The following is a 21,721-nucleotide window of genomic DNA, read 5'->3' as shown; positions in this document are numbered from 1 at the left end:
ACCGCGATCATAGTCGTCACGAAAGGCGGGTCCAGCGTTGAATTTTCAAAAGGTGTCTTTGGCAGCCGGGCTCTACTTTGTCGGCGTGCCGATCGGGACGGCGCGCGATATTACGCTCAGGGCGCTGGATGTGCTGGCGAGTGCGGATGTTCTGGCCGCCGAAGACACGCGCAGCCTGCGACGGTTGATGGAGATACACGCTGTGCCATTGGCCGGACGGCAGGTGATTTCATTGCACGATCACACGGGTGGTGGGACCTCCACGCGTCTGATCGAGGCAATAACAGCGGGTGCATCGGTAGCCTATGCATCAGAAGCGGGAATGCCCTTGATCGCAGACCCCGGTTTCGAGCTTGGGCGCGCGGCCCATGCCGCAGAGCAGATGGTGACCTGCGCGCCCGGGCCGTCAGCCGTTTTAACGGCCCTTGTGCTTGCTGGGTTGCCGACAGATGCGTTTTTCTTTGCCGGGTTTATGCCCAATGCCAAAGCGGCGCGGCGGCGCGGGTTGGAAGACTTGCGCGATATTCCCGCCACATTGGTGTTTTACGAATCGCCCAAACGACTGGCTGCGTTTCTTTTGGACGCCGCCGACGTGCTGGGCGGTGAGCGGCAGGCGTCGGTGTGTCGCGAAATCACAAAGAAGTTCGAAGAGACCCGAAAGGGAACGCTATCGCAATTGGCCTCTGATTACGTGGATCAAAAGGTCAAAGGTGAAATCGTCGTTCTTATTGATCGAAACCGTTCAGAGAAAATTACGGACTCCGATTTAGAATTGGATCTGACAAAGGCGCTGGCGGCTCATTCCATGCGGGACGCCGTGGATTTGGTGGCCAAAGCGCACAGTATCCCGCGCCGACAAGTCTATCAGATGGCGCTGGCATTGAACGAAGGATAAAATTTTGCCCCGTAGCGACGCAAAGGTTCATGCCGGACGCATGGCATACCACGCGGGCTTGTCGGCGGAGGCATCGGTCATCCGCGAATATGAAACCCAAGGCTACACATTCGAGGCACAAAGGTGGCGGGGGCAAGGGGGTGAAATTGATCTTATCTTGCGCAAATGCGGCGTGGTTGTGTTCGTCGAAGTGAAGAAAAGCAGATCTTTTGAGGCCGCTGCACTGCGCATTTCCTTGAAGCAGAAGCAACGTATCTTTGCCGCCGCTGAAGAGTTCGTGACGACAGAACCAAAGGGGTTGTTGACGGATATGCGCTTTGATGTGGCGTTGGTAAATGCCACGGGTGCTGTGCAAATACTGGAAAATGCGCTGTCTGAGGGCTGAAAACTCCGCTGCTCCCCATTGCGTAGCTGAGCGTGCTGCGCCATTTAAGCTTCACAAACTCAAGGAGCTGCCATGAAAATCGCCTTCCAGATGGATCCAATTGATGCGGTTGATATCAACGCAGACAGTTCATTTCGCCTCGCTGAAGAGGCGCAGGCGCGCGGTCATACGTTGTTTTTCTACACACCGGACCATCTGGCCTATCAGGAAGGGCGCATAACTGCCAAAGGTCAGGACCTGCAGGTCCAGCGTGTTCAGGGCGCGCACGCAACACTGGGTGACATGCGTGAGGTGAACCTCGCTGATTTCGACGTGGTTTGGCTGCGGCAGGATCCGCCCTTTGACATGAATTACATCACATCGACCCATTTGCTGGATCGATTGGCGAGCACGACTCTGGTGGTGAATGACCCTTTCTGGGTGCGTAATTATCCTGAAAAACTGTTGGTTCTGGATTTCCCGGATTTGACTCCGCCGACCACGATCGCGCGCGATCTGGACACGATCAAGGCGTTCAAAGAAAAGCACCGGGATGTCATTCTCAAGCCACTCTATGGAAATGGCGGTGCGGGCGTTTTCCGTCTGGATGCGAACGACCGGAACCTCACGTCTTTGCACGAACTCTTCACCGGATTTTCCCGCGAACCGCTGATCGTGCAGAAATTCCTGCCCGATGTCTCAAACGGGGATAAACGTGTGATCCTTGTTGATGGAGAACCCGTTGGGGCGATCAACCGTGTGCCCGCTGCCGGTGAGACGCGTTCGAACATGCATGTGGGCGGGCGTCCTGAAAAGGTGGGGCTGACCGCGCGCGACAAGGAGATATGCGCCGCCATCGGTCCGCTTTTGAAAGAAAAGGGTCAGGTGTTTGTCGGCATAGACGTGATCGGCGATTACCTGACCGAGATCAATGTGACGTCCCCGACCGGCATTCAGGAACTCGAACGGTTTGATCAGGTAAACATCGCAGCACAAATCTGGCAGGCGATTGAGGCCAAAGCCGCGGCGCGCTGACCCTCTAGGAATTGATGCGGTAGCTGATCGCTTCGGCCACATGCGGTTTGCGCACGTCCGTCGCATGATCGAGATCGGCAATGGTCCGCGCAACCCGCATGACCCGGTGATAGCCGCGCGCTGACATCCGGAATTTCTCGGCCGCGCGCAGCAACAGATCACGCCCTTCCGCATCAGGGGCTGCAATTTCTTCCAGCGCTTCGCCTTCGATATCCGCGTTGGAGCGCATGCCGTCATAGGCCTCAAAACGCGCGGACTGGCGGTCATGTGCGGCTGCTACGCGCTCGGCAACTGTTTCGGAGGTATCGCCGTTTGCAGGCAAATCGAGGTCCTCGTAGCTGACAGGCGGAACATCAACACGCAAATCAAACCGGTCTAGCAGAGGTCCCGAGATGCGCCCCATGTAGTCCTCACCGCAGGTCGGCACACGGGCGCAGGCGCGTTCCGCATCCGTCATATAGCCGCATTTGCAGGGGTTCGCCGCCGCGATCAGCATGAATTTGCACGGGTATTTCACATGCGCATTGGCGCGTGACACCATGATGTTGCCGGTCTCAAGCGGCTGGCGCAGGGTTTCCAGCACATTGCGCGGAAATTCGGGCAACTCGTCCATGAACAATACCCCGTTGTGCGCAAGTGAGACTTCGCCCGGCTTTGCAAGCCGCCCGCCACCGATGATCGCCGCGGTGGAAGACGTATGATGCGGGTCGCGAAACGGGCGTTGGCGGGAAATGCCACCCTCGTCCAGCAGGCCAGCGATGGAATGTACAATCGACGTTTCCAGCGCTTCCTGCGCGCTCAAGGGGGGCAGAATGCCGGGCAGACGCCGCGACAGCATGGATTTCCCTGAACCCGGCGGGCCAACCATCAGCATATGATGCCGCCCGGCGGCAGCGATTTCCAGCGCGCGTTTTGCGCGTTCCTGACCGCGCACGTCGCGTAATTCGAGCGTCTTGTCCGGGGCAATCACTTCGCCGGGTTGCGAATCTGCGATCGTGTTCTGACCGTTGAAATGACGCACGACATCGCCCAGTGATTTGGCGGCGATGATCCGCGCACCACTGACCCAGGCCGCTTCCTTGCCGCACTCGGCAGGACAGAGCAATACGTGCTGTTCTTCTGCAGCTGTCATGGCCGCGGGCAGGGCACCGGTAACAGGCACCAGCTTGCCGTCGAGTGAAAGCTCTCCCAAAGAGACGACGGACAGGATCACGTCATGGGGAATGATGCTCAACTCTGCCAAAAGCGCCAATGCAATGGGCAGATCGAAATGGCCACCCTCTTTTGGCAGGTCGGCGGGGCTGAGGTTGATCGTCACTTTTTTGGAGGGAAAGGCGATGGCCATGCTCGCCAGAGCCGCGCGCACACGTTCCTTGGCTTCGGATACGGCCTTGTCCGGAAGCCCCACGATGCTGAATCCCGGCAGACCAGGCGCCAGCGCGCATTGAACTTCGACCGGGCAGGCTTCGACACCGCGAAAAGCAACAGAGTAGGTAAGCGACACAGATATCCCCGACATTAGCGTGTTATGGTTAACGGCTACGTCAGGTATGTTTACGAAAGGTTAAAGCCTTGCAGCGTTTCTAGCCGACAGGCCAGGCTTTTGTACCGGTACCGGCAGGATAGGGGAAAGGATCATAGGTGATTTCAAGCCCAGCCGCCCGCCACGCGCGAAAAGCCGGATCACGCAAAGTGCGGATGCAATAGGCATGGGCCTGTTCAGACACGGGCAAGTCATATCCGATAATACGCGCGGCGACGGGGGCAAAGAAAACATCCGCAAGGCAATATCTGTCGAACAGCCAACCGTCGTCGCGTCCGGCTATCTCGAATGCGCCTTTCCAAAGCTCTTGCAGCCGGGCCAGATCACCCCGCACAGCGTCACTCGCAAGGAAACCCGTATTCACATGTTGCAGTTGCATCGGGCATTCTGTCCGCAGCGCGGCAAAGCCAGAAGCCATTTCTGCGCAAAGCCACCGTGCACGCATTCTGGCGCTGGGATCGTCCGGCCAAAGACCGGCGTCGGGGTGCCGCTCTGCCAGTGTTTCCGCCATGGCGAGGCTTTCGCCCACGACATCGCCTTCGGGAGTTTGCAGAACGGGTGCCAAGCGTGCGGGTGACAGATGGGCAAGGTCCTGTGCCATTGTACCTGCATAGAGCCCGACCACGTGGGTGCGATGCGCAAGGCCAAAGTTTTCCAACATGAGCCAGCCGCGCAATGACCAGCTTGAAAAAGTCCGGTCGCCGATAAAAAGATCATATGTCATGGCATCAGGCTAAGGCCTACAGGCAATGGCACGCCAATTCTTTTTCGTGGCAAAGGGGATCACGGAAGGTGATTGATGTACGGCACAGGGTCGGTTTTGCACGCCCGGTTGATCTTGGTCACTGAAAAATTGTCGATCTTATGGGAAAGGGTTTCATAAGCTGAGATTTTCAAGGCATGTTGCAGTTGGGTCAGGATCACGCCGAAATGCGCCACTGCGATAATATCACGTCCGGGGTATGCATTGCTGATCCGTGCGACTGCGCCATGGACGCGGGCGGCGGCATCGTTCCAGCTTTCGCCGCCCGGTGCCGTGACGTGACCCGGGTTTTCCCAGAAGTTCCGGCTTAAATCCGGGTCCCGCGCGGCGACATCATCAAAATGCATCCCATCCCAAATGCCAAAATGCATCTCGCGCAGATGCGGATCATGGGGCAGTCTGTGATGTGAGGTGGCTTGCAGTGCATGGGCGGTATCGCGGGCGCGGGCCAGATCCGAGGAAACGAGCACGGCATCAGATGGCAGATGCGCGCGCAGCCGGGCGATTTGATCGCTGTCTGAAAGGTCAGCCGGAACGTCACGCCATCCGACGAAGGACTTGGCATGGGTGGGGCCATGGCGGACCCAGTGCCAGGTGGTCATGTCAGTGTCCCTTTCAATAGTTGAGGCAAGCCTGCAGTGACCAAGATTGCAGTGTCCGCTTGGGCCGCCAGCGCAATGTTCAACCTGCCTTGCGCTTCGCGAAACTCGCGAGCCATCGCGTTATCTGGCACGATTCCCTGACCGACTTCGTTTGAGACGACGACAATGGGCGCATTGCAGTCGCTGAGTGCGCTTAAAAGCTCGGTTTGCGCCAACTGCAGGTTTTGCCCATCCATCATTTGATTGGTCAGCCACATGGTCGCGCAATCGATCAAGACACCTTGAGACGCCGTCAGAGCTGAAAGCGGTTGTCTAAGGTCTGACTCTGCCTCGATATTGAGCCATCGGCTGTCCCTCCGCTTTTTGTGAAGATTTATTTTAAATTTTATTTCGTCGTCAAAAACGCGCGACGTCGCCAGATAAACAGGATCTAAGCCACTGCATAACAAATGATTTTCAGCCCATAGTGATTTTCCGGAGGCGGCACCGCCTAGGACAAAGGACAGTTTTGGCAACATTTTATAAACCTTTGAAGTGAACCAATCGTCTGTAAAGTGCGTATCTATATCAAATGTACACGGCAAGGTGTGCTTCATCTGACTGGGAGATGTCGCTATGGCTTTGGACTCTACAAGAGATATGGCACTGTCGCGTAAGGCGATGAAAGCTGAATTGTTGGACGCGGAGACGGAGCTGAGGTTGGCTTACGCGTGGCGCGACGAACGCTGCGAAAAGTCATTGCACCGTCTAATCACAGCCTACATGCGCCTCGCAATTTCCATGGCGTCCAAATTCAAGCGCTATGGCGCGCCCATGAACGACCTGATTCAGGAAGCAGGTCTGGGGCTGATGAAGGCGGCGGATAAGTTCGATCCAGATCGGGGCGTGCGGTTTTCCACTTACGCAGTCTGGTGGATCAAGGCGTCGATTCAGGACTATGTGATGCGTAACTGGTCAATGGTGCGAACAGGATCGACTTCTTCGCAAAAGTCGCTTTTTTTCAATATGCGTCGTGTGCAGGCCCGGTTGGAACGCGAAAGCGCAGCCTCCGGTGAGCCGTTGGACCGCCACCAGCTACGGCAGATGATTTCCACCGAAATTGGCGTGCCTTTGCATGACGTTGAGATGATGGAAGGTCGGCTGTCGGGTTCGGATTACTCGCTGAATGCGACGCAGTCGACCGAAGATGAGGGCCGCGAGTGGATTGATGCGCTGGAAGACGACAGCGCGCAGGCGGCTGAAACCGTTGAGCACCATCATGATACGGAGCAGTTGCGCGCGTGGTTGCTGCAAGCAATGAACGACCTGAACGAGCGTGAGCGGTTTATTGTGCGGGAGCGCAAATTGCGTGATGCGCCGCGTACGTTGGAGAGCCTTGGTCAAGAGCTGAGCCTGAGTAAAGAGCGTGTACGTCAGCTTGAGGCAGCCGCTTTTGGCAAGATGCGTAAGAACTTGGAAAACCAGTCTCGCGAGGTTTTGTATTTCCTCGACTGATGTCAATTAGCATTTTCCGGAAGAGCGTCTGCGCCGTTGTGTTGGCAGCGACGGCGTCAGTAAGCGCGGCTTCCGAGCCGCCATCAGAGGCGCGCGACGCAGATGTCGTGTTCCTCGGGGAGCAACATGACAACCCAACGCATCATGAGGTGCAGGCCTCATGGGTTGAGAAACTGGGCGCAAGCGCGCTGGTTTTCGAAATGCTGGCCACTGATCAAGCGGCAAAGATCAGCAGCGACAACCGGAGCGATCAGGTCGCGTTGGAAAACGTGCTTGACTGGGATGCGTCTGGCTGGCCCGACTTTGCGATGTATTTCCCGATATTTACCGCCGCTCCGAACGCCGCTGTTTTCGGGGCAGGCGTGCCCCGTGCCGAACTGCGCGACGCGATGAGCAAGGACCTGAACGGTATTCTCGGCGGCGCCGCAGTTCAGCGTTTTGGACTCGACCAACCGCTACCGCCCGCGCAACAACAGGCCCGTGAAGCGCTACAGCGTGCTGCGCATTGCGATGCATTGCCTGAGGATCTGCTGCCCAAGATGGTCACTGTCCAGCGGCTGCGGGATGCTGCCTTGGCGCAGGCGGCTTTGCAGGCGTTTGAGCAGTACGGCGGACCTGTCGTCGTCATTACGGGCAACGGTCACGCACGAACCGATTGGGGTGCGCCGTTTATCCTCCAGCAGGCAGCGCCCGATCTTGCGGTATTCAGCCTTGGTCAGGGTGAGGCAGGCCGAACGCCGGACGGGTCGTTCGCCGCGGTCATCGATGGGCCTGCCGTTGATCGTGGCAATCCATGTGATGCTTTCGCAAAATAATGTGGGCTGGTGGAAGCCTGCATCCCGGCTTAAGGTCGCGGCGTAGGATTTTATGATCAAAGGTTCAGTATGCTGAACGACAAACACATTCTGCTGATCATCGGCGGTGGGATCGCGGCTTTCAAATCGCTCGATCTGATCAGGCGCTTGCGTGAGCATGGTGCTACGATCACGCCGGTTTTGACCAAAGCCGCGGAAGAATTCGTGACACCACTCTCCGTGTCTGCACTGGCGGGTGCGAAAGTCTATCGCGACCTCTTTGATCTGACGGATGAAGCCGAAATGGGTCATATCCAGCTCAGCCGCGTTGCCGACCTTGTCGTGGTGGCGCCCGCAACGGCGGATCTGATGGCCAAGATGGCGCAAGGTCTCGCCAATGATCTGGCGAGCACCCTGTTGTTGGCAACAGATACGGACGTGATGATCGCGCCTGCCATGAATGTTCGCATGTGGGAGCATCCGGCGACGCAACGCAATTCCAGCCAATTGCGCGCCGATGGAGTTCATTTCGTGGGGCCGGTTTCGGGCGATATGGCCTGTGGGGAACACGGTCCCGGACGCATGTCCGAACCGATGGATATTCTGGCCGATATTACAGCGCATTTTCAGGCAGGACCCCTGACGGGCAAACGCATTCTGGTAACATCGGGTCCGACGCATGAACCGATCGACCCGGTCCGCTATATTGCAAACCGCTCTTCGGGCGCGCAGGGTGCGGCCATCGCCAAAGCACTGCACGTCTTGGGCGCAAAGGTTTCATTCATAACCGGCCCGGCGGATGTGCCGCCCCCTGCGGGCGTCGATGTGGTGCGGGTTGAGACTGCGCAGCAAATGTTGGACGCGGTGCGTCAGGCCCTGCCTGCGGATGCGGCAGTCTTCGCGGCAGCCGTGGCGGATTGGCGTGTGGCCTCTGCCAGTGACAGTAAGCTCAAGAAAACGAGCGGCGCATTGCCGGTGCTGACCTTCGCAGAGAACCCGGATATCCTGTACAGCATTTCGCATTCAGAGGACCAGCGCCCGAAACTTGTTGTTGGTTTTGCCGCCGAAACCGATGACGTGGTAGCAAACGCGACGACAAAGCGGCTGCGCAAAGGCTGTGACTGGATCGTTGCAAATGATGTATCGCCCTCGACTGGGATCATGGGGGGGCAGGAAAACGCCGTGACCCTGATAGATGAAAAGGGCGCGGAGACTTGGCCCAGAATGTCCAAAGATGCGGTGTCACAACGCCTCGCCGCATTGATCGCAGAGCGGTTGACGTAGGGGGCCGAAGGTTTGGTATCACTCGAACTGAAATGGGCTCAAGGTGCCGATGTAACGGTGCCATTGCCCGCCTATGAAACGTCTGGTGCCGCGGGCGCTGACATCCGCGCAAACATTCCTGATGGGCCGATCATACTGGCACCCGGTGCGCGCGCGCTTGTGCCAACAGGTCTGCGCATGGCCATTCCGCAGGGCTATGAGGTTCAGATCAGACCCCGTTCGGGCCTCGCGCTGAAGCACGGGATCACACTGGTCAACAGCCCCGGTACAATTGACAGCGACTACCGGGGGGCGGTCGGTGTGATCATGCAGAACCTTGGGGATGCCGCGTTTGAAATTACCCATGGGATGCGGATCGCGCAAATGGTGGTCGCGCCCGTTGTTCAGGCTAGCTTTGCATTGTCCGAAAGCCTGAGCGAAACCGATCGTGGTTCCGGCGGTTTTGGGTCCACAGGAGGCGATTGATGCTATTGGTTTTTGGGCTGTGCGCCGTTTTGTGGGGTATCGGCAGCCTCATGGGTGCACCGCGTTCCGCCCGCGCGATGATGATCGGCATTTTGTATGTTGGTGTTCTGGCAATGCACATCGTGTTGCCAGATGCTCATCCCCTGCGTTTGGCCACAGGTGAAAGCCCGGCGCTATGGTTGCTGATCGGTGGCTTCGCGCTGATGATCTTTTCATACCGTCAGGTGATCACGAGGCTGCGCACGCGCGCGCAAGCGGTCGAAAAACAGAGCGACGACGCCCTCGACAGACCCTTGTTTAATGACAGCGAATTGAACCGCTACGCGCGGCACATGGTCCTGCGTGAAATCGGCGGGCCGGGGCAAAAACGGCTGAAAGAAGCGAAGGTTCTGGTCATCGGTGCGGGCGGGCTTGGTTCGCCTATATTGCAATATCTGGCGGCCAGTGGCGTGGGGACGATTGGCGTTATTGATAATGATGTGGTCGAGAACGCCAACCTGCAACGGCAAGTCATTCATCGCGATGCCTCCATCGGCACGGCCAAGGTATTTTCCGCGCAGGCGGAAATGACGGCGCAAAACCCCTATGTCGAGGTGCGCCCCTACAACCGCCGCCTGACTGCGGATATTGCTGATGCGTTGTTTGAGGATTACGACCTCGTTCTGGACGGGACGGATAATTTCGACACGCGCTATCTGGTGAATGAAACAGCTGTCAAAGCCGGTACCCCCCTGATTTCAGGCGCATTAAGCCAGTGGGAAGGGCAGCTCAGCGTTTTTGATCCCGCCTATGGAGCGCCATGCTATCGCTGCGTTTTTGACAGCGCGCCCGCACCCGAGTTGGCCCCGTCCTGTGCCGAGGCAGGCGTGCTTGGCCCATTGCCGGGGGTCATCGGCACGATGATGGCGGTTGAGGCGATCAAGCTTATCACGGACGCGGGGACACCTTTGCGGGGGCAGATGCTGATCTATGACGCACTTTATGGTGAAAGCCGCACGATTGCCATCAAGCCGCGCAGCGACTGCCCGAGCTGCGGGTCGCTGCAGGCGAAAGCGTCCTGATACACACGGTTGCTCTGGCGCCAGATGCGCCCTAGCTATTCAAGAAAACGGAGAGCCATGATGACGAATCCATTGCTGCAAGACTGGGCGACGCCCTTTCAGATCGCGCCCTTTGATGCCATTTCTGACGGAGATTTCGCGCCGGCGCTGGACACAGCACTTGCGGAGCATCGCAGCGAGATTGAAGCCATCGCGTCAGCCGCCGAGCCGCCCAGCTTTGCCAATACCATCGAGGCACTGGAGGCCGCAGGCACGGATCTCGACAAGGTATTATCGGTGTTTTTCACCGTCGCAGGCGCCGACAGCAACCCGATGCGCGAGGACCTGCAGCGCCAGTTTTCACCCAAACTCGCCGCACATTTTTCGGAGATTTCCAGTAACAAGGCCCTGTTCAGCAGGGTCAACGCGTTGTGGGAAACCCGCAAAACGCTGGGCCTTGGGCCTGAACAGGACCGTGTTTTGATGCTCACCCACCGTGGGTTTATGCGCGCCGGGGCTGCACTGACCGGTACGGAAGACGCCCGCATGAAGGAAATCAAGGCGCGCCTTGCCGTTCTGGGAACCGAGTTCACGCAAAACCTTTTGGCGGATGAGCGCGCGTGGTTCATGCCGCTTGCCGAAGCCGATCTTGAGGGCTTGCCCGAATTCGTGGTGGACACCGCGCGCGCCGCGGGCACCGAGAAAGATGCCGACGGCCCGGTTGTGACCCTGTCGCGGTCGCTCATCGTTCCGTTTTTGCAGTTTTCCCCACGGCGCGATCTCAGGAAAACCGCCTTTGAAGCCTGGGCTGCACGTGGTGCAAATGGGGGGCAGACGGATAACCGCGCCATCGCAGCAGAGATCCTGTCCTTGCGAGAAGAGCGCGCAAAGCTCTTGGGCTATGCCTCCTTTGCGGATTTCAAGCTTGAAACCGAAATGGCCAAAACGCCCGCTGCCGTACGTGATTTGTTGATGTCGGTGTGGGAACCCGCGCGTGCGCAGGCGGATGCCGACGCCGCGCGCTTGGCTGAGATGATGCGCGAGGATGGCGTCAATGATGAATTGGCGCCGTGGGACTGGCGTTATTATGCGGAAAAACGGCGGGCTGCAGAACATGATCTGGATGAGGCAGAGCTCAAACCATACTTCCAGCTTGACCGTATGATCGCCGCCAGCTTTGCCTGTGCAGAGCGGCTATTCGGGTTGCAGTTCAAGCCATTGGACATACCGCTTTACCACCCGGATTGCCGTGCTTGGGAAGTGACTCGCAATGGCGAACATGTAGCAGTCTTTATTGGTGATTATTTCGCCCGTGGGTCCAAAAGATCGGGCGCTTGGTGTTCTGCGATGCGCGCGCAAGCGAAATTCCCCAAACCGCAGGCACCGATCGTCATTAACGTATGCAATTTCGCCAAGGGCGAGCCAGCGCTGTTGTCTTATGATGACGCGCGCACGCTGTTTCACGAATTTGGCCATGCGCTGCACCAGATGCTGTCAAATGTGACCTATGAAAGCATTTCTGGCACCTCAGTGGCGCGCGACTTTGTTGAGCTTCCCAGCCAGCTTTACGAACACTGGCTGGATGTCCCGGAGGTACTGTCGGAGTTTGCCGTTCATGCGGAGACCGGCGCGCCCATTCCATCCGACATGCTCCAGAAAGTGCTGGATGCCTCGACGTTTGATATGGGGTTTCAAACCGTGGAATATGTCGCTTCGGCTCTTGTCGATCTGGCGTTTCACGAAGGCCCCGCACCTGCAGACCCGATGGAAAAGCAGCGCGCGGTTCTTGATGGTATTGGTATGCCGCCAGCGATTACGATGCGCCACGCCACGCCGCATTTTGCCCATGTTTTTGCCGGTGATGGGTATTCCAGCGGGTATTACAGCTATATGTGGTCGGAAGTGATGGATGCGGACGCCTTTGCCGCCTTCGAAGAAGCGGGCGGTGCGTTTGACCCTGAACGTGCTTCGGCACTTGAACGGCACATATTGTCCACGGGCGGCAGTTCAGACGCGGCAGAGCTTTACATCGCCTTCCGGGGTCGGTTGCCGGGGGTGGATGCGCTGCTCAAAGGGCGCGGGCTGGCCGCTGAATAGCGCTCAATAGCCCCGCGCACGGTCAACGAGGTTGAAAAACGGCTCGCCTTTTTCACCGCGGGCGATGTTGCTGGCGATTTCTTTGGCGGAAGTCACCGGACGGGTTGCCGCCGCGATATGTGGTGTCACCGTCACATTAGGATGCGCCCAAAACGGGTGATCCTGTGGCAGTGGTTCTGTGCTGAACACATCCAGAGTGGCATGCGCGACCTGACCGCTGTCAAGGGCTTCGATCAACGCCGCATCCTCGATCAACGGCCCGCGTCCGGGGTTGAGGATAAACGCGCCCTTGGGCAATTGGGCCAGCGTTTGACGGTTCAGCGTATTCTCGGTTTCGGCTGTGTCCGGCAGTAAAAGAACCAGTATTTCGCCTGTCGCCAAAGCATCGCACAGGCCGTCTGATCCGTGGAAGGTCTCGATGCCATCGAGTTTTTTGGCCGATCTGCTCCAACCGCTGACGCGAAAGTTCATGCGGCGCAATTGGTTGCCGACCGCCGTGCCCAATGAACCCAGTCCCAGAATGCAGACCTGTCTTTCCTGTGCCAGCGGGTTGGAATGCCACTCCCATTTGCGCTGCGGATTCACGATATGGCTGTCCATGCCCAGATGATACCGCATGACATGACCGACGACCCATTCGACCATGGATTGGGTCATGCCCGGATCAACCATCTTGATCAGCGGAAAGCTGAGCGTGTCGTTTGTCACGATGCGCTCGACACCGGCCCAAAGGCTCAAAACAGCTTTGGTGTTTTTATAGGGTGAGAAATCCTGCAGCGTCGATGTGGGGGCATAAACGATATAGTCCACATCGTCCGGTGGAGCGTTTGTCACGAGCTCGGCGTTCAGGTCTGCCTCGGTAAAGGCCTTGTTGAGCGCCCGGCTGTAATTGTGCCAGTCCTCATTGCTGGCGGCGAACAATACGGTCAGGGTCATGTCAGTCCTTTTGTCTGGCCTTTATCTGGGGCGGTGCACATGCGCACTTTGCGTCAGCCCGAAGGCAAGCATCAAAACCAGCATGGCGGACCCGCCAAAGCTCACCAGAGGGAGCGGGACCCCGACAACCGGCGCAAGCCCCATGACCATCGACATGTTGACGGCAAAGAACAAGAAGAAGTTCAGCGCAATTCCGAGGGTCAGCAGAGACGAAAATCGGTCTTTGTTCAGCATGGCGGACCAGACGCAAAAGACAATGATCAACGTGTAAAGCGCGAGCAATGAAATCGCGCCGATAAAGCCGAATTCTTCCGCCAGCGTGGTAAAGATAAAGTCCGTGTGTTTTTCGGGCAAAAAGTTCAGACGGCTTTGTGTCCCCTGCATGAAACCGCGCCCGGTCCAGCCCCCGGAACCAAGCGCGATCTTGGATTGCGTGATGTGGTATCCCGCGCCCAGGGGGTCAGTACTGGGGTCCAGAAAGGTATCAATCCGGCGGAACTGATAGTTTTCGATCAGCTGCCACGGTGTGCCGCGGGACTGAAAAACAGCGGTCACAAGGGCCACACCGCTGGCCGTAACGGCCGCAAAATAGGCCCAGTGCACACCGGCCAGAAACATCAAACCGCCCCCGGCGGCCAGCAGCAGAATTGACGTGCCCAGATCGGGTTGACGCAAAACCAGAAGAACAGGGATTATTATGATGATGACCGGTAAAAGCACCCAAAGGGGGCGCGATGTTTTCTTGGCTGGCAGCCAGTCATAATAGGCAGCCAGCAACATCACCAATGTGATTTTCATCAATTCGGAGGGCTGCAGTCGCATGAAGCCAAGGTCAATCCACCGCTGCGCGCCCATGCCCACGGTGCCGAAAAGCTCCACCGCAATCAGCAAAACAAGCGTGCCCAGATAGGCAAGACCCGACAGGCTGCGCCAAAACCAGATGGGAACCATGGCCACCATCAGCATGAGGGCGAAACCGACGACGAACCGCTTCATCTGCGGCTCGGCCCATGGGGAGAAGGACCCGCCCGCAACCGAGTAGAGCATCAAGAACCCGACGCCTGCAACAGTGGCCAGCAGGATCGCGACAGGCCAGTTGAGGTGCAAAATCTTGCGCAACCCCACCGGCGTGGATTTGACGTTATGTTCAAGATAGCTCATGCCTGATCGCGCCCGCTTATTGCGGCCTGTGGCTGAATGCTGCGTAGCTGTTGTTGCAGGGTTCCGATGCGTTCGCGGTCCTTGGCCGGATAGGCTTCGAGCGGTGGTGTGCCGCCGTAAAGCGCTTGCAACGTGATATCGCGGGCAATAGGCGCTGCGGCTTTCGACCCACCACCGCCGTGTTCGACGATGACAGCAACCGCGTATTTGGGGGTGTCATATGGGGCGAAATTCACAAACAATGCATGATCGCGGCGTTCCCACGGCAGGTCCTCATTGCGGATCACGCCTGCGCGGCGTTCTGCGGCGGTGATGTTGCGCACCTGACTTGTCCCGGTTTTACCGGCCATGCGCATTTCTTCTTCGATCACGCGCGACCCATACGCGGTGCCCCGCCGGTCATTGACGACGGCAAACATGGCTCTGCGCATCTTGCGCAGGTTGTTCTCGTTCATGCCCAGGCTTTCGCCACCGCGATCAGGTTCTTCGACGCCGTCAATTGATTTGATCAGCCGCGGAGATACCGCCCGCCCGGTGGCAATTCGCGCGGTCATGACCGCAAGTTGCAGCGGAGAGGCCAGCAAAAACCCTTGTCCGATGGACGCATTGACCGTGTCACCCACCCGCCAAGACTGACCCTGATAGATCTGTTTCCATTCCATCGTTGGCATCAGGCCGGAGGCGACGGCTGACATGGGAACATCGTGCTTTACACCTAGACCAAAACGATTGGCCATTGCCGTGATCTTTTCGATACCGACCTTGATCGCCAGATCATAGTAATAGACATCGCATGATTTCTTGAGAGAATCCTGCAGATCGACCCATCCGTGGCCTGCGCGTTTCCAGCAGTGGAACCGGCGACCTGACACCTCAAGATGCCCCGGACAATAAGCGGTTTCATCCGGGCCGATCAACCCGGCCTCCAAAGCGGCCATGGCGGTGATCATCTTGAATGTGGAACCCGGTGGATACAGCCCCTGCACGGTCTTGCTGGCCAGGGGGCGGTATTTGTTGCCCGTCAGCGCCCCGTAGTCCTTTTGTGAAATGCCGCGCACAAACAAGTTGGGATCAAATGTCGGGGCAGAGGCGCACGCCACAAGATCGCCGTTGTCGCAGTCGATGATCACGGCGCTCGCGCTTTCGCCGGTCAGGCGTGCCTGCACGTATCCCTGCAAGGCCGCATCAACAGTGAGCTGGATATCCGACCCGGCAGTTCCTTCTTGCCGGTCAAGTTCACGCATCACGCGCCCTGTCGCATTGACCTCGACCCGTTTGGCCCCGGCTCTCCCCCGCATGAGCGGTTCAAGTTTTGTCTCTACCCCTACTTTCCCGATTTGGAAGCGGGGGATCATCAGAACGGGTTCTGGGTCTGTGATCTTTGATAGATCATAGTCGGACACAGGGCCCACGTACCCTAAGACATGAGCAAAATCAGAACCCTGCGGATAGACACGGCTCAGTCCCACCTCGGGGGTGATGCCCGGCAAGGCGGGTGCATTCACGGAAACGCGGCTGATTTCTTCCCAAGTCACATCTGACGCGACGGTCACGGGCAGAAAAGGAGCTGACCTGCGCATTTCGTCTTTGATGCGGGCAATCGCACTGTCGTCAAGGGCGATGATCCGGGATAATTGTTCCAGTGATGCATCCACATCGCCAGCGTCTTCCTTGATGATGACGATGCGATAGGATGGTGCGTTTTGCGCAAGCCGCACCCCGTTTCTGTCAAAGACCTCCCCGCGGGAAGGTGGGATGAGGCGAACGTTGATGCGGTTTTCCTCGGCCAGAAGGCGGAATTCGTCGGCCTGCTCGACCTGCAGATACCGCATGCGCGCGGCCAACCCGCCAATAAACAGCAATTGCGCCCCGCCCAAAAGCGCAGCGCGCCGCGACAGGTGCCGGTGGCTGAAATCTGTTTCTGCCCGTGTCCGTTTCACATCAGACCCCTTGGTTCATGTCTTGCGTTTGTCATCCCCGCCGGCCTCTCGCATCAAGATCGCCGGGGGCGGTTTTCTGCACGCCCAGCACGCTATGGGTTATCCCGACCACGATGGGGTAGAACAGCATGGTCATGACAAGTTCGAAGACTGATAGCGTAAAACCCGGGGGATCGACAAATGTCACCATCAATGCAAGCCGATACGCAATCGCCACCGTGGTCATCATGATGCAAACGCTCAGCCATTCATTGGCAAAACTGCCATCGCGCAATCCAAGCGCGCGGGACTTCAGGCTTTCGCAGGCCAGCAGAGCAAAGAGCGCCCATAACCCCGGCGGTCTAAAAAGCAACAGATCAGCAAGCAAGAACAGTACCGCCAGCGCGATACTCGGCACATATTCCGGCCGTCGCAGTGACCAGGCAAAGGCGAAGGCCAGTATCAGATCCGGGCCAACCCATTGGCGTGGCGTGGTTTCCAAAGGCAGCAGATGGAAAAACAGAATGACGCAAACGATCAGACCAAACGTCAGCCGCATGCCCCAAACGCGCGTGGTGGTTTGCTCGCTCATTGTGTGGCCTCGGCAACAGGAAGCTGGGGCCCAATGATCCTGGCATTGTCAGAGACAGTTGTTTTGCCGTGGTGGCGCAGCACGCGCAGGAACTCCAGGCGCTGATAATCAGCCGCCATGATGACACGTAATTTGCCGGTCGGGTCGGCCGCAACCTGACCGATCAGAAGCCCGGCGGGAAACACGCCACCGTCACCGGAGCTGATGACCCTGTGGCCGGGCTTTACCAGATCGCTGTCTTCGAGAAAGTCGATGAAGGGCGCGGCGGAATTGTCACCGGAGATGATTACACGCTGGCCTGAGGGTTGGATGATGGCGGGGATGCGGCTTGAGGCATCTGTCAGCAGGATCACACGCGCAGTTTTGTCCCCCACGCCGGAAATGCGACCGACTAGGCCAATGCCATCCATCGTCGCCCAGCCATCCACCAGCCCATCCCGACTGCCTACGTTGATGAGGACGGATTGCCGGAAAGGCGAGCCGCTGTCCGCCAGAACCACGCCGGTGATATAGGTCAGGCGCGGGTCCAGACGCACGTTGTTGAGATCAAGAAGTCGCGCGTTTTCCTGTTCCAGCTGAAGCGCAGCTTCTTTCCAAGCTTGCATGCGGCGCAGTTCAGAGCGCAATTCGCGGTTTTGCTGCGCCAGCCGTTGATAACTTTGAAAGTCCTGAAACAGGTTGACGGTGCCAGTGACCGGGGCCATCGCCCACGTCAGATTTGGTACAAATGTATCTGTCACCTGTGCGCGAAACCGCTCAACCCGCGGGCTGTCGATCCGCCACAACAGGAACGTCCCGAGAAGACACAGGATCAGGATGCTGATCAATAACCGGCGCAGCGGGCCGGTAAAGTCGTTCGCGTTTGACCTGTCCTTTGCCATTCGGCGTCGGTCTCCTGCCCCCATTTGGAGCAGGGCATGCCTGCCTCTGACGGGGTGCGGTTAATGCGTTGCGATCAACTGTCGTAGTCGATGGCGTGACGCAGCTGTTTCTCGTATTCTAAGGCCTTACCGGTGCCCAAAGCCACGCAATTCAGTGACTCGTCCGCAATTGAGACGGCAAGGCCTGTTTGCTCACGCAGCGCCAGGTCGAGATCCCCCAGCAATGCGCCACCGCCGGTCAGCATCACGCCACGATCCACAATATCCGCAGCGAGATCAGGCGGTGTTGTTTCAAGCGCTGTCATCACAGCCTCGCAGATCTGCTGGACGGGTTCAGCCAGCGCCTCGGCGATCTGCGCCTGCGTCACTTCTATTTCTTTTGGTACACCATTCAACAAATCACGCCCCCGGATCTGCATTGACGTCCCACGCCCGTCATCGGGCATTCTTGCCGTGCCAATGGACGTCTTGATGCGTTCTGCCGTGGTTTCACCGACCAGCAGGTTCTGCTGACGGCGCAAATAGCTGATGATCGCTTCGTCCATGCGATCCCCGCCGACGCGCACAGAGCGCGCATAGACAATATCGCCCAGCGACAGGACCGCGACCTCGGTCGTACCACCACCGATGTCCACGACCATGTTGCCCGTGGGGTCCGTGATCGGCATGCCAGCACCAATGGCCGCCGCGATCGGCTCTGCGATAAGCCCCGCCCGACGTGCGCCAGCACTCAGAACAGACTGGCGGATAGCGCGTTTTTCAACCGGCGTTGCACCATGGGGGACGCAGACGATGATTTTGGGTTTGGAGAAAGTGGAACGTTTGTGCACTTTGCGGATGAAGTGTTTGATCATTTCTTCGGCAGTGTCGAAATCGGCGATCACACCTTCGCGCATCGGGCGAATCGCCTCAATGCTGCCGGGTGTACGCCCCAGCATCAACTTGGCATCCTCGCCCACCGCGAGCACTTTTTTCACGCCATCCTTAACGTGATAGGCGACCACCGAAGGCTCCGACAGAATAATCCCACGGCCTTTGACGTAAACCAACGTGTTTGCAGTGCCGAGGTCGATCGCCATATCTGACGAAAAAAGACCACGAAAACTATCGAATAGTGCCATGACGCTTATAACCTTGCCCGAATCTGATTTATCCGAGCCCAGCGGCCCGGTTGTCCTGTGTTATATGCTTAGCCGCGATATGGTGAAAGGGGCGTTAACGATGTTCTAGGCATCATCTTGCTTTTTGAAGAAAATGATGAACGCCCCTGTTTTATCGCATCAGGTCGTGCGGGTCAGGGCAGGGTTGGCGATAAAAGAAACATCGACTGAAGGCCTAAACCCGGTTTCACATTGGGCAGTGCGCGCGCGAATGCCTGTTCCATTGCGCCTTCGGTAAACAATTCTGACAACCCGCGATCGACAACAAGACGAAACTCAGTATCACCGCGTGCCATGGCGAGCCCCTGCTTTTCCACCGTCAATAGTTGGTCGAAAACCTTCAGGTCATCCGCCACTTCGCTTTGCGCGACCATGTTCATCAAGATGGACTGGTCCGCAAAATAGGCTGTGATTTCATCCTGCTCCAGCGCGGCCATGCCCGTCGGGTGATCATCGAAGACTACGACTTCCGCCGCGATATCCGCCGCATTCAGTGAGTTTTGCAATGCATCAAGCGTGGTCGTGGCGGAACGCACGCCAACCTTCATTCCGGCCAGCTCATCCAGCGATTCAGGCCCGTCTTTCTTGAGCACAACCACAGTTCCATCGACATACACCGGCACGGAAAAATCAACCAATTCGCGGCGCTCAAGCGTGATTGTGGCGGCACCACACAGCAGGTCGATATTGCCATTCGCAACTTCCTCAAATCGGTTTTCCGCAGTCACTGGTCGGAAGACGATTTCCATATCGGGCAGTTCGACCGCTGCTGCAATCTTTGACGCCAATACATAGCAGACGGTGGGCGTGTATCCTTTGGGTTCGTTTTCGCCCAAGTAGGACAGCGGGGCTGCGTCGGTCCGAAAGCCGATGACCAGTTGTCCGTTTTCTTTAATTCGCTCAAGTGTTTGGGCTTGGGCGGCGGCGGGCATGAGGATTGCTGCGATCAAAGCTGCAAAGAGAGGGCGCATGATAAGTATCCTGTTTGAGGTTGTTGTTTATGTTTTTTTTGCAACCTTATCAGATAACAAGACAAGATACCGCCGGAAAATCGACGGTATCTGTTTTTTATCGTATCAGGCGCGCAATCTTGCCGAAACGCTCAGCCCACGTCCTTGTAGCTGATCTCACGGGTGTCCTTACCGGCTTTTTCACGACGCACCAGCAGACGGTTCAAAGCATGGATGTAGGCGCGTGCTGAGGCAACCACAGTGTCCGTATCGGCCGACTGCCCCGTCACGATACGGCCGTCTTCTTCCATGCGCACGGAAACGGTTGCCTGCGCGTCCGTCCCTTCGGTCACCGCGTGCACCTGATAGAGCTGAAGGCGTGCCGAATGTGCAACCAGTGCCTTGATCGCATTGAACGACGCATCAACCGGGCCGTCCCCGGTTTGCGTGGTAGATTCTTCAACGCCATCTATATTCAAGACAAGGTCGGCCTGCTGCGGGCCATCAGTACCGCATACAACGCGCAACGACACCAATTGGATTCGGTCGTTTTCCGGGTCTGTCGCCGTACGCATCAAAGCGATCAGATCGTCGTCATAGATCTCTTTTTTGCGGTCGGCCAACTCCTTGAAGCGCACAAAGACGTCCTTGAGCTGGTTGTCGCCCAATTCAAAACCGAGGTTCTCCAGTTTGGAGCGCAACGCTGCCCGCCCTGAATGTTTGCCCATCACGATATTGGTTTCGGTCAGGCCAACATCCTCGGGGCGCATGATCTCAAAGGTTTCCGCGTTCTTGAGCATGCCGTCCTGATGGATGCCGGATTCATGCGCAAAAGCGTTCTTGCCGACAATCGCCTTGTTGAACTGCACCGGAAACCCGGACACAGCAGCGACACGGCGCGAGATATTCATGATCTTGGTGGCGTCAATGCCCGTATGAAACGGCATGATGTCATTGCGCACTTTCAGGGCCATCACGACCTCTTCAAGCGCTGTATTCCCCGCCCGTTCGCCGAGGCCGTTTATCGTGCATTCGATCTGGCGCGCGCCCGCTTCGACGGCGGCAAGGCTGTTGGCCGTGGCCATGCCCAGATCATTGTGGCAGTGGGTTGCAAATGTGATCGTGTCTGCCCCCGGCACGCGTTCAAGCAACATCGAAATCAGGGCCGCCGACTCGCGCGGGGCCGTATAACCGACGGTGTCGGGGATATTGATTGTGGTGGCCCCGCATTTGATGGCGATTTCCACCACCCGGCAGAGGTAATCCTCTTCGGTGCGGGTGGCATCCATAGGCGACCACTGCACATTGTCACACAGGTTGCGCGCATGGGTCACAGTCTGTTCGATCCGTTCGGCCATCTGGTCCATATCAAGGTTCGGAATGGCGCGGTGGAGGGGGGATGTCCCGATGAAGGTGTGAATGCGGGGGCGTTTGGCGTGTTTCACGGCCTCCCAACATCTGTCGATATCCCCGATCTGGGCGCGCGCGAGACCACAAATCACCGATGTTTTGGCGTTGCGCGCAATTTCAGACACGGCAGCAAAATCGCCCTCTGATGCAATAGGAAAGCCCGCTTCGATGATGTCGACGCCCATTTCATCAAGCAGCCCGGCGATTTCAAGCTTTTCCGAATGGGTCATGGTCGCACCCGGGCTTTGTTCGCCGTCGCGCAATGTCGTGTCAAAGATCAATACGTGATCCTGTTTTGTCGTATCTGTCATGGTGTATCTTTCGTTCTGTGCTTTA

21 protein-coding genes are annotated in these 21,721 nt (G+C 57.6%); 9 read left to right on the top strand and 12 right to left on the bottom strand.

The genetic code is table 11. The annotated features are described in order from the left end of the window. Positions 1 to 37: 37 nt before the first annotated feature. The 3 genes from rsmI (at position 38) to gshB (ending at position 2,294) form a co-directional block, all read left to right on the top strand. A complete protein-coding gene (gene rsmI, locus K5Q35_RS21655; protein ID WP_013963420.1) occupies positions 38 to 895 on the top strand; it encodes a 16S rRNA (cytidine(1402)-2'-O)-methyltransferase in 858 nt (285 codons plus the stop codon). A gap of 4 nt (positions 896 to 899) precedes the next feature. Continuing rightward, positions 900 to 1,280 (top strand): YraN family protein, encoded by a 381-nt coding sequence (locus tag K5Q35_RS21650; protein WP_259650631.1) that lies wholly within the window; start codon positions 900 to 902, stop codon positions 1,278 to 1,280. Between the two features lie 72 nt (positions 1,281 to 1,352). Further along, a complete protein-coding gene (gene gshB / locus K5Q35_RS21645; protein ID WP_013963418.1) occupies positions 1,353 to 2,294 on the top strand; it encodes a glutathione synthase in 942 nt (313 codons plus the stop codon). A gap of 4 nt (positions 2,295 to 2,298) precedes the next feature. Here the strand turns inward: gshB and K5Q35_RS21640 are convergent, their stop codons facing one another. The 4 genes from K5Q35_RS21640 to cobU form a co-directional block, all read right to left on the bottom strand. Beyond that, positions 2,299 to 3,813: a YifB family Mg chelatase-like AAA ATPase gene (locus tag K5Q35_RS21640; RefSeq protein ID WP_220801326.1), complete on the bottom strand. Its 1,515-nt coding sequence runs from the start codon at positions 3,811 to 3,813 to the stop codon at positions 2,299 to 2,301. A gap of 64 nt (positions 3,814 to 3,877) precedes the next feature. Continuing rightward, entirely contained in the window at positions 3,878 to 4,561 is a 684-nt protein-coding gene (locus K5Q35_RS21635; RefSeq protein WP_220801325.1) for a glutathione S-transferase, read from the bottom strand. A 59-nt stretch (positions 4,562 to 4,620) separates the two neighbouring features. Continuing rightward, positions 4,621 to 5,202 (bottom strand): histidine phosphatase family protein, encoded by a 582-nt coding sequence (locus K5Q35_RS21630; RefSeq protein ID WP_220801324.1) that lies wholly within the window; start codon positions 5,200 to 5,202, stop codon positions 4,621 to 4,623. Then, positions 5,199 to 5,720, bottom strand: coding sequence for a bifunctional adenosylcobinamide kinase/adenosylcobinamide-phosphate guanylyltransferase (gene cobU / locus K5Q35_RS21625; RefSeq protein ID WP_220801323.1), 522 nt, complete (start codon positions 5,718 to 5,720; stop codon positions 5,199 to 5,201). Before cobU ends, K5Q35_RS21630 begins: the two co-directional genes overlap by 4 nt. 97 nt (positions 5,721 to 5,817) lie before the next feature. Between cobU and K5Q35_RS21620 the strand changes: the two genes are divergently transcribed. From K5Q35_RS21620 to K5Q35_RS21595, 6 genes are all read left to right on the top strand, one after another. After that, positions 5,818 to 6,696 carry an RNA polymerase factor sigma-32 gene (locus tag K5Q35_RS21620; RefSeq protein WP_013963413.1) on the top strand — a complete coding sequence of 293 codons (879 nt, stop codon included), beginning with the start codon at positions 5,818 to 5,820 and terminating at the stop codon, positions 6,694 to 6,696. Continuing rightward, complete coding sequence (locus K5Q35_RS21615; protein WP_220801322.1) at positions 6,696 to 7,511, top strand: ChaN family lipoprotein; 816 nt, start codon at positions 6,696 to 6,698, stop codon at positions 7,509 to 7,511. Before K5Q35_RS21620 ends, K5Q35_RS21615 begins: the two co-directional genes overlap by 1 nt. Positions 7,512 to 7,580: 69 nt before the next feature. Beyond that, positions 7,581 to 8,774, top strand: a complete 1,194-nt coding sequence (gene coaBC / locus K5Q35_RS21610; RefSeq protein WP_220801321.1) for a bifunctional phosphopantothenoylcysteine decarboxylase/phosphopantothenate--cysteine ligase CoaBC — start codon at positions 7,581 to 7,583, stop codon at positions 8,772 to 8,774. 12 nt (positions 8,775 to 8,786) lie between these two features. Beyond that, positions 8,787 to 9,239, top strand: coding sequence for a dUTP diphosphatase (gene dut / locus K5Q35_RS21605; protein ID WP_220801320.1), 453 nt, complete (start codon positions 8,787 to 8,789; stop codon positions 9,237 to 9,239). Further along, entirely contained in the window at positions 9,239 to 10,300 is a 1,062-nt protein-coding gene (locus tag K5Q35_RS21600) for a molybdopterin-synthase adenylyltransferase MoeB (RefSeq protein ID WP_220801319.1), read from the top strand. Before dut ends, K5Q35_RS21600 begins: the two co-directional genes overlap by 1 nt. Positions 10,301 to 10,360: 60 nt before the next feature. After that, a complete protein-coding gene (locus K5Q35_RS21595) occupies positions 10,361 to 12,376 on the top strand; it encodes a M3 family metallopeptidase (protein ID WP_220801318.1) in 2,016 nt (671 codons plus the stop codon). 3 nt (positions 12,377 to 12,379) lie between these two features. Here the strand turns inward: K5Q35_RS21595 and K5Q35_RS21590 are convergent, their stop codons facing one another. From K5Q35_RS21590 to K5Q35_RS21555, 8 genes are all read right to left on the bottom strand, one after another. Next, positions 12,380 to 13,312: a glyoxylate/hydroxypyruvate reductase A gene (locus K5Q35_RS21590; RefSeq protein ID WP_220801317.1), complete on the bottom strand. Its 933-nt coding sequence runs from the start codon at positions 13,310 to 13,312 to the stop codon at positions 12,380 to 12,382. A gap of 21 nt (positions 13,313 to 13,333) precedes the next feature. After that, the gene (gene rodA / locus K5Q35_RS21585) at positions 13,334 to 14,473 is read right to left on the bottom strand and encodes a rod shape-determining protein RodA (RefSeq protein WP_013963406.1); all 1,140 of its coding nucleotides are present in this window, start codon (positions 14,471 to 14,473) and stop codon (positions 13,334 to 13,336) included. After that, positions 14,470 to 16,413 carry a penicillin-binding protein 2 gene (gene mrdA, locus K5Q35_RS21580; protein WP_013963405.1) on the bottom strand — a complete coding sequence of 648 codons (1,944 nt, stop codon included), beginning with the start codon at positions 16,411 to 16,413 and terminating at the stop codon, positions 14,470 to 14,472. Before mrdA ends, rodA begins: the two co-directional genes overlap by 4 nt. Before the next feature lie 31 nt (positions 16,414 to 16,444). Continuing rightward, positions 16,445 to 16,984, bottom strand: coding sequence for a rod shape-determining protein MreD (locus tag K5Q35_RS21575; protein ID WP_220801316.1), 540 nt, complete (start codon positions 16,982 to 16,984; stop codon positions 16,445 to 16,447). Continuing rightward, the gene (gene mreC / locus K5Q35_RS21570) at positions 16,981 to 17,865 is read right to left on the bottom strand and encodes a rod shape-determining protein MreC (protein WP_013963403.1); all 885 of its coding nucleotides are present in this window, start codon (positions 17,863 to 17,865) and stop codon (positions 16,981 to 16,983) included. The genes K5Q35_RS21575 and mreC overlap by 4 nt, the downstream gene beginning before the upstream one ends. Before the next feature lie 74 nt (positions 17,866 to 17,939). After that, positions 17,940 to 18,986, bottom strand: coding sequence for a rod shape-determining protein (locus tag K5Q35_RS21565; RefSeq protein ID WP_013963402.1), 1,047 nt, complete (start codon positions 18,984 to 18,986; stop codon positions 17,940 to 17,942). Between the two features lie 173 nt (positions 18,987 to 19,159). Next, a complete protein-coding gene (locus K5Q35_RS21560; RefSeq protein ID WP_220801315.1) occupies positions 19,160 to 19,996 on the bottom strand; it encodes an amino acid ABC transporter substrate-binding protein in 837 nt (278 codons plus the stop codon). Between the two features lie 131 nt (positions 19,997 to 20,127). Beyond that, a complete protein-coding gene (locus K5Q35_RS21555; protein ID WP_044025410.1) occupies positions 20,128 to 21,696 on the bottom strand; it encodes a 2-isopropylmalate synthase in 1,569 nt (522 codons plus the stop codon). Between the last annotated feature and the right edge of the window lie 25 nt (positions 21,697 to 21,721).

The organism is Roseobacter sp. OBYS 0001 (assembly GCF_019654895.1).
In the GTDB taxonomy this organism is placed as follows: Bacteria; Pseudomonadota; Alphaproteobacteria; order Rhodobacterales; family Rhodobacteraceae; genus Roseobacter; species Roseobacter litoralis.
The sequence above is the reverse complement of the archived record's forward strand: the minus strand, read 5'-3'. Positions and strand labels throughout refer to the sequence as shown.

What these genes read in the sequence shown, in the direction of transcription:
- gshB (WP_013963418.1), top strand. Translation starts at nt 1,353, where the DNA reads ATGAAAATCGCCTTCCAGATGGATCCAATTGATGCGGTTGATATCAAC.
- K5Q35_RS21640 (WP_220801326.1), bottom strand. Translation starts at nt 3,813, where the DNA reads ATGTCGGGGATATCTGTGTCGCTTACCTACTCTGTTGCTTTTCGCGGT.
- K5Q35_RS21635 (WP_220801325.1), bottom strand. Translation starts at nt 4,561, where the DNA reads ATGACATATGATCTTTTTATCGGCGACCGGACTTTTTCAAGCTGGTCA.
- K5Q35_RS21630 (WP_220801324.1), bottom strand. Translation starts at nt 5,202, where the DNA reads ATGACCACCTGGCACTGGGTCCGCCATGGCCCCACCCATGCCAAGTCC.
- cobU (WP_220801323.1), bottom strand. Translation starts at nt 5,720, where the DNA reads ATGTTGCCAAAACTGTCCTTTGTCCTAGGCGGTGCCGCCTCCGGAAAA.
- K5Q35_RS21620 (WP_013963413.1), top strand. Translation starts at nt 5,818, where the DNA reads ATGGCTTTGGACTCTACAAGAGATATGGCACTGTCGCGTAAGGCGATG.
- K5Q35_RS21615 (WP_220801322.1), top strand. Translation starts at nt 6,696, where the DNA reads ATGTCAATTAGCATTTTCCGGAAGAGCGTCTGCGCCGTTGTGTTGGCA.
- coaBC (WP_220801321.1), top strand. Translation starts at nt 7,581, where the DNA reads ATGCTGAACGACAAACACATTCTGCTGATCATCGGCGGTGGGATCGCG.
- K5Q35_RS21600 (WP_220801319.1), top strand. Translation starts at nt 9,239, where the DNA reads ATGCTATTGGTTTTTGGGCTGTGCGCCGTTTTGTGGGGTATCGGCAGC.
- K5Q35_RS21595 (WP_220801318.1), top strand. Translation starts at nt 10,361, where the DNA reads ATGACGAATCCATTGCTGCAAGACTGGGCGACGCCCTTTCAGATCGCG.
- K5Q35_RS21590 (WP_220801317.1), bottom strand. Translation starts at nt 13,312, where the DNA reads ATGACCCTGACCGTATTGTTCGCCGCCAGCAATGAGGACTGGCACAAT.
- rodA (WP_013963406.1), bottom strand. Translation starts at nt 14,473, where the DNA reads ATGAGCTATCTTGAACATAACGTCAAATCCACGCCGGTGGGGTTGCGC.
- K5Q35_RS21575 (WP_220801316.1), bottom strand. Translation starts at nt 16,984, where the DNA reads ATGAGCGAGCAAACCACCACGCGCGTTTGGGGCATGCGGCTGACGTTT.
- mreC (WP_013963403.1), bottom strand. Translation starts at nt 17,865, where the DNA reads ATGGCAAAGGACAGGTCAAACGCGAACGACTTTACCGGCCCGCTGCGC.
- K5Q35_RS21565 (WP_013963402.1), bottom strand. Translation starts at nt 18,986, where the DNA reads ATGGCACTATTCGATAGTTTTCGTGGTCTTTTTTCGTCAGATATGGCG.
- K5Q35_RS21560 (WP_220801315.1), bottom strand. Translation starts at nt 19,996, where the DNA reads ATGCGCCCTCTCTTTGCAGCTTTGATCGCAGCAATCCTCATGCCCGCC.
- K5Q35_RS21555 (WP_044025410.1), bottom strand. Translation starts at nt 21,696, where the DNA reads ATGACAGATACGACAAAACAGGATCACGTATTGATCTTTGACACGACA.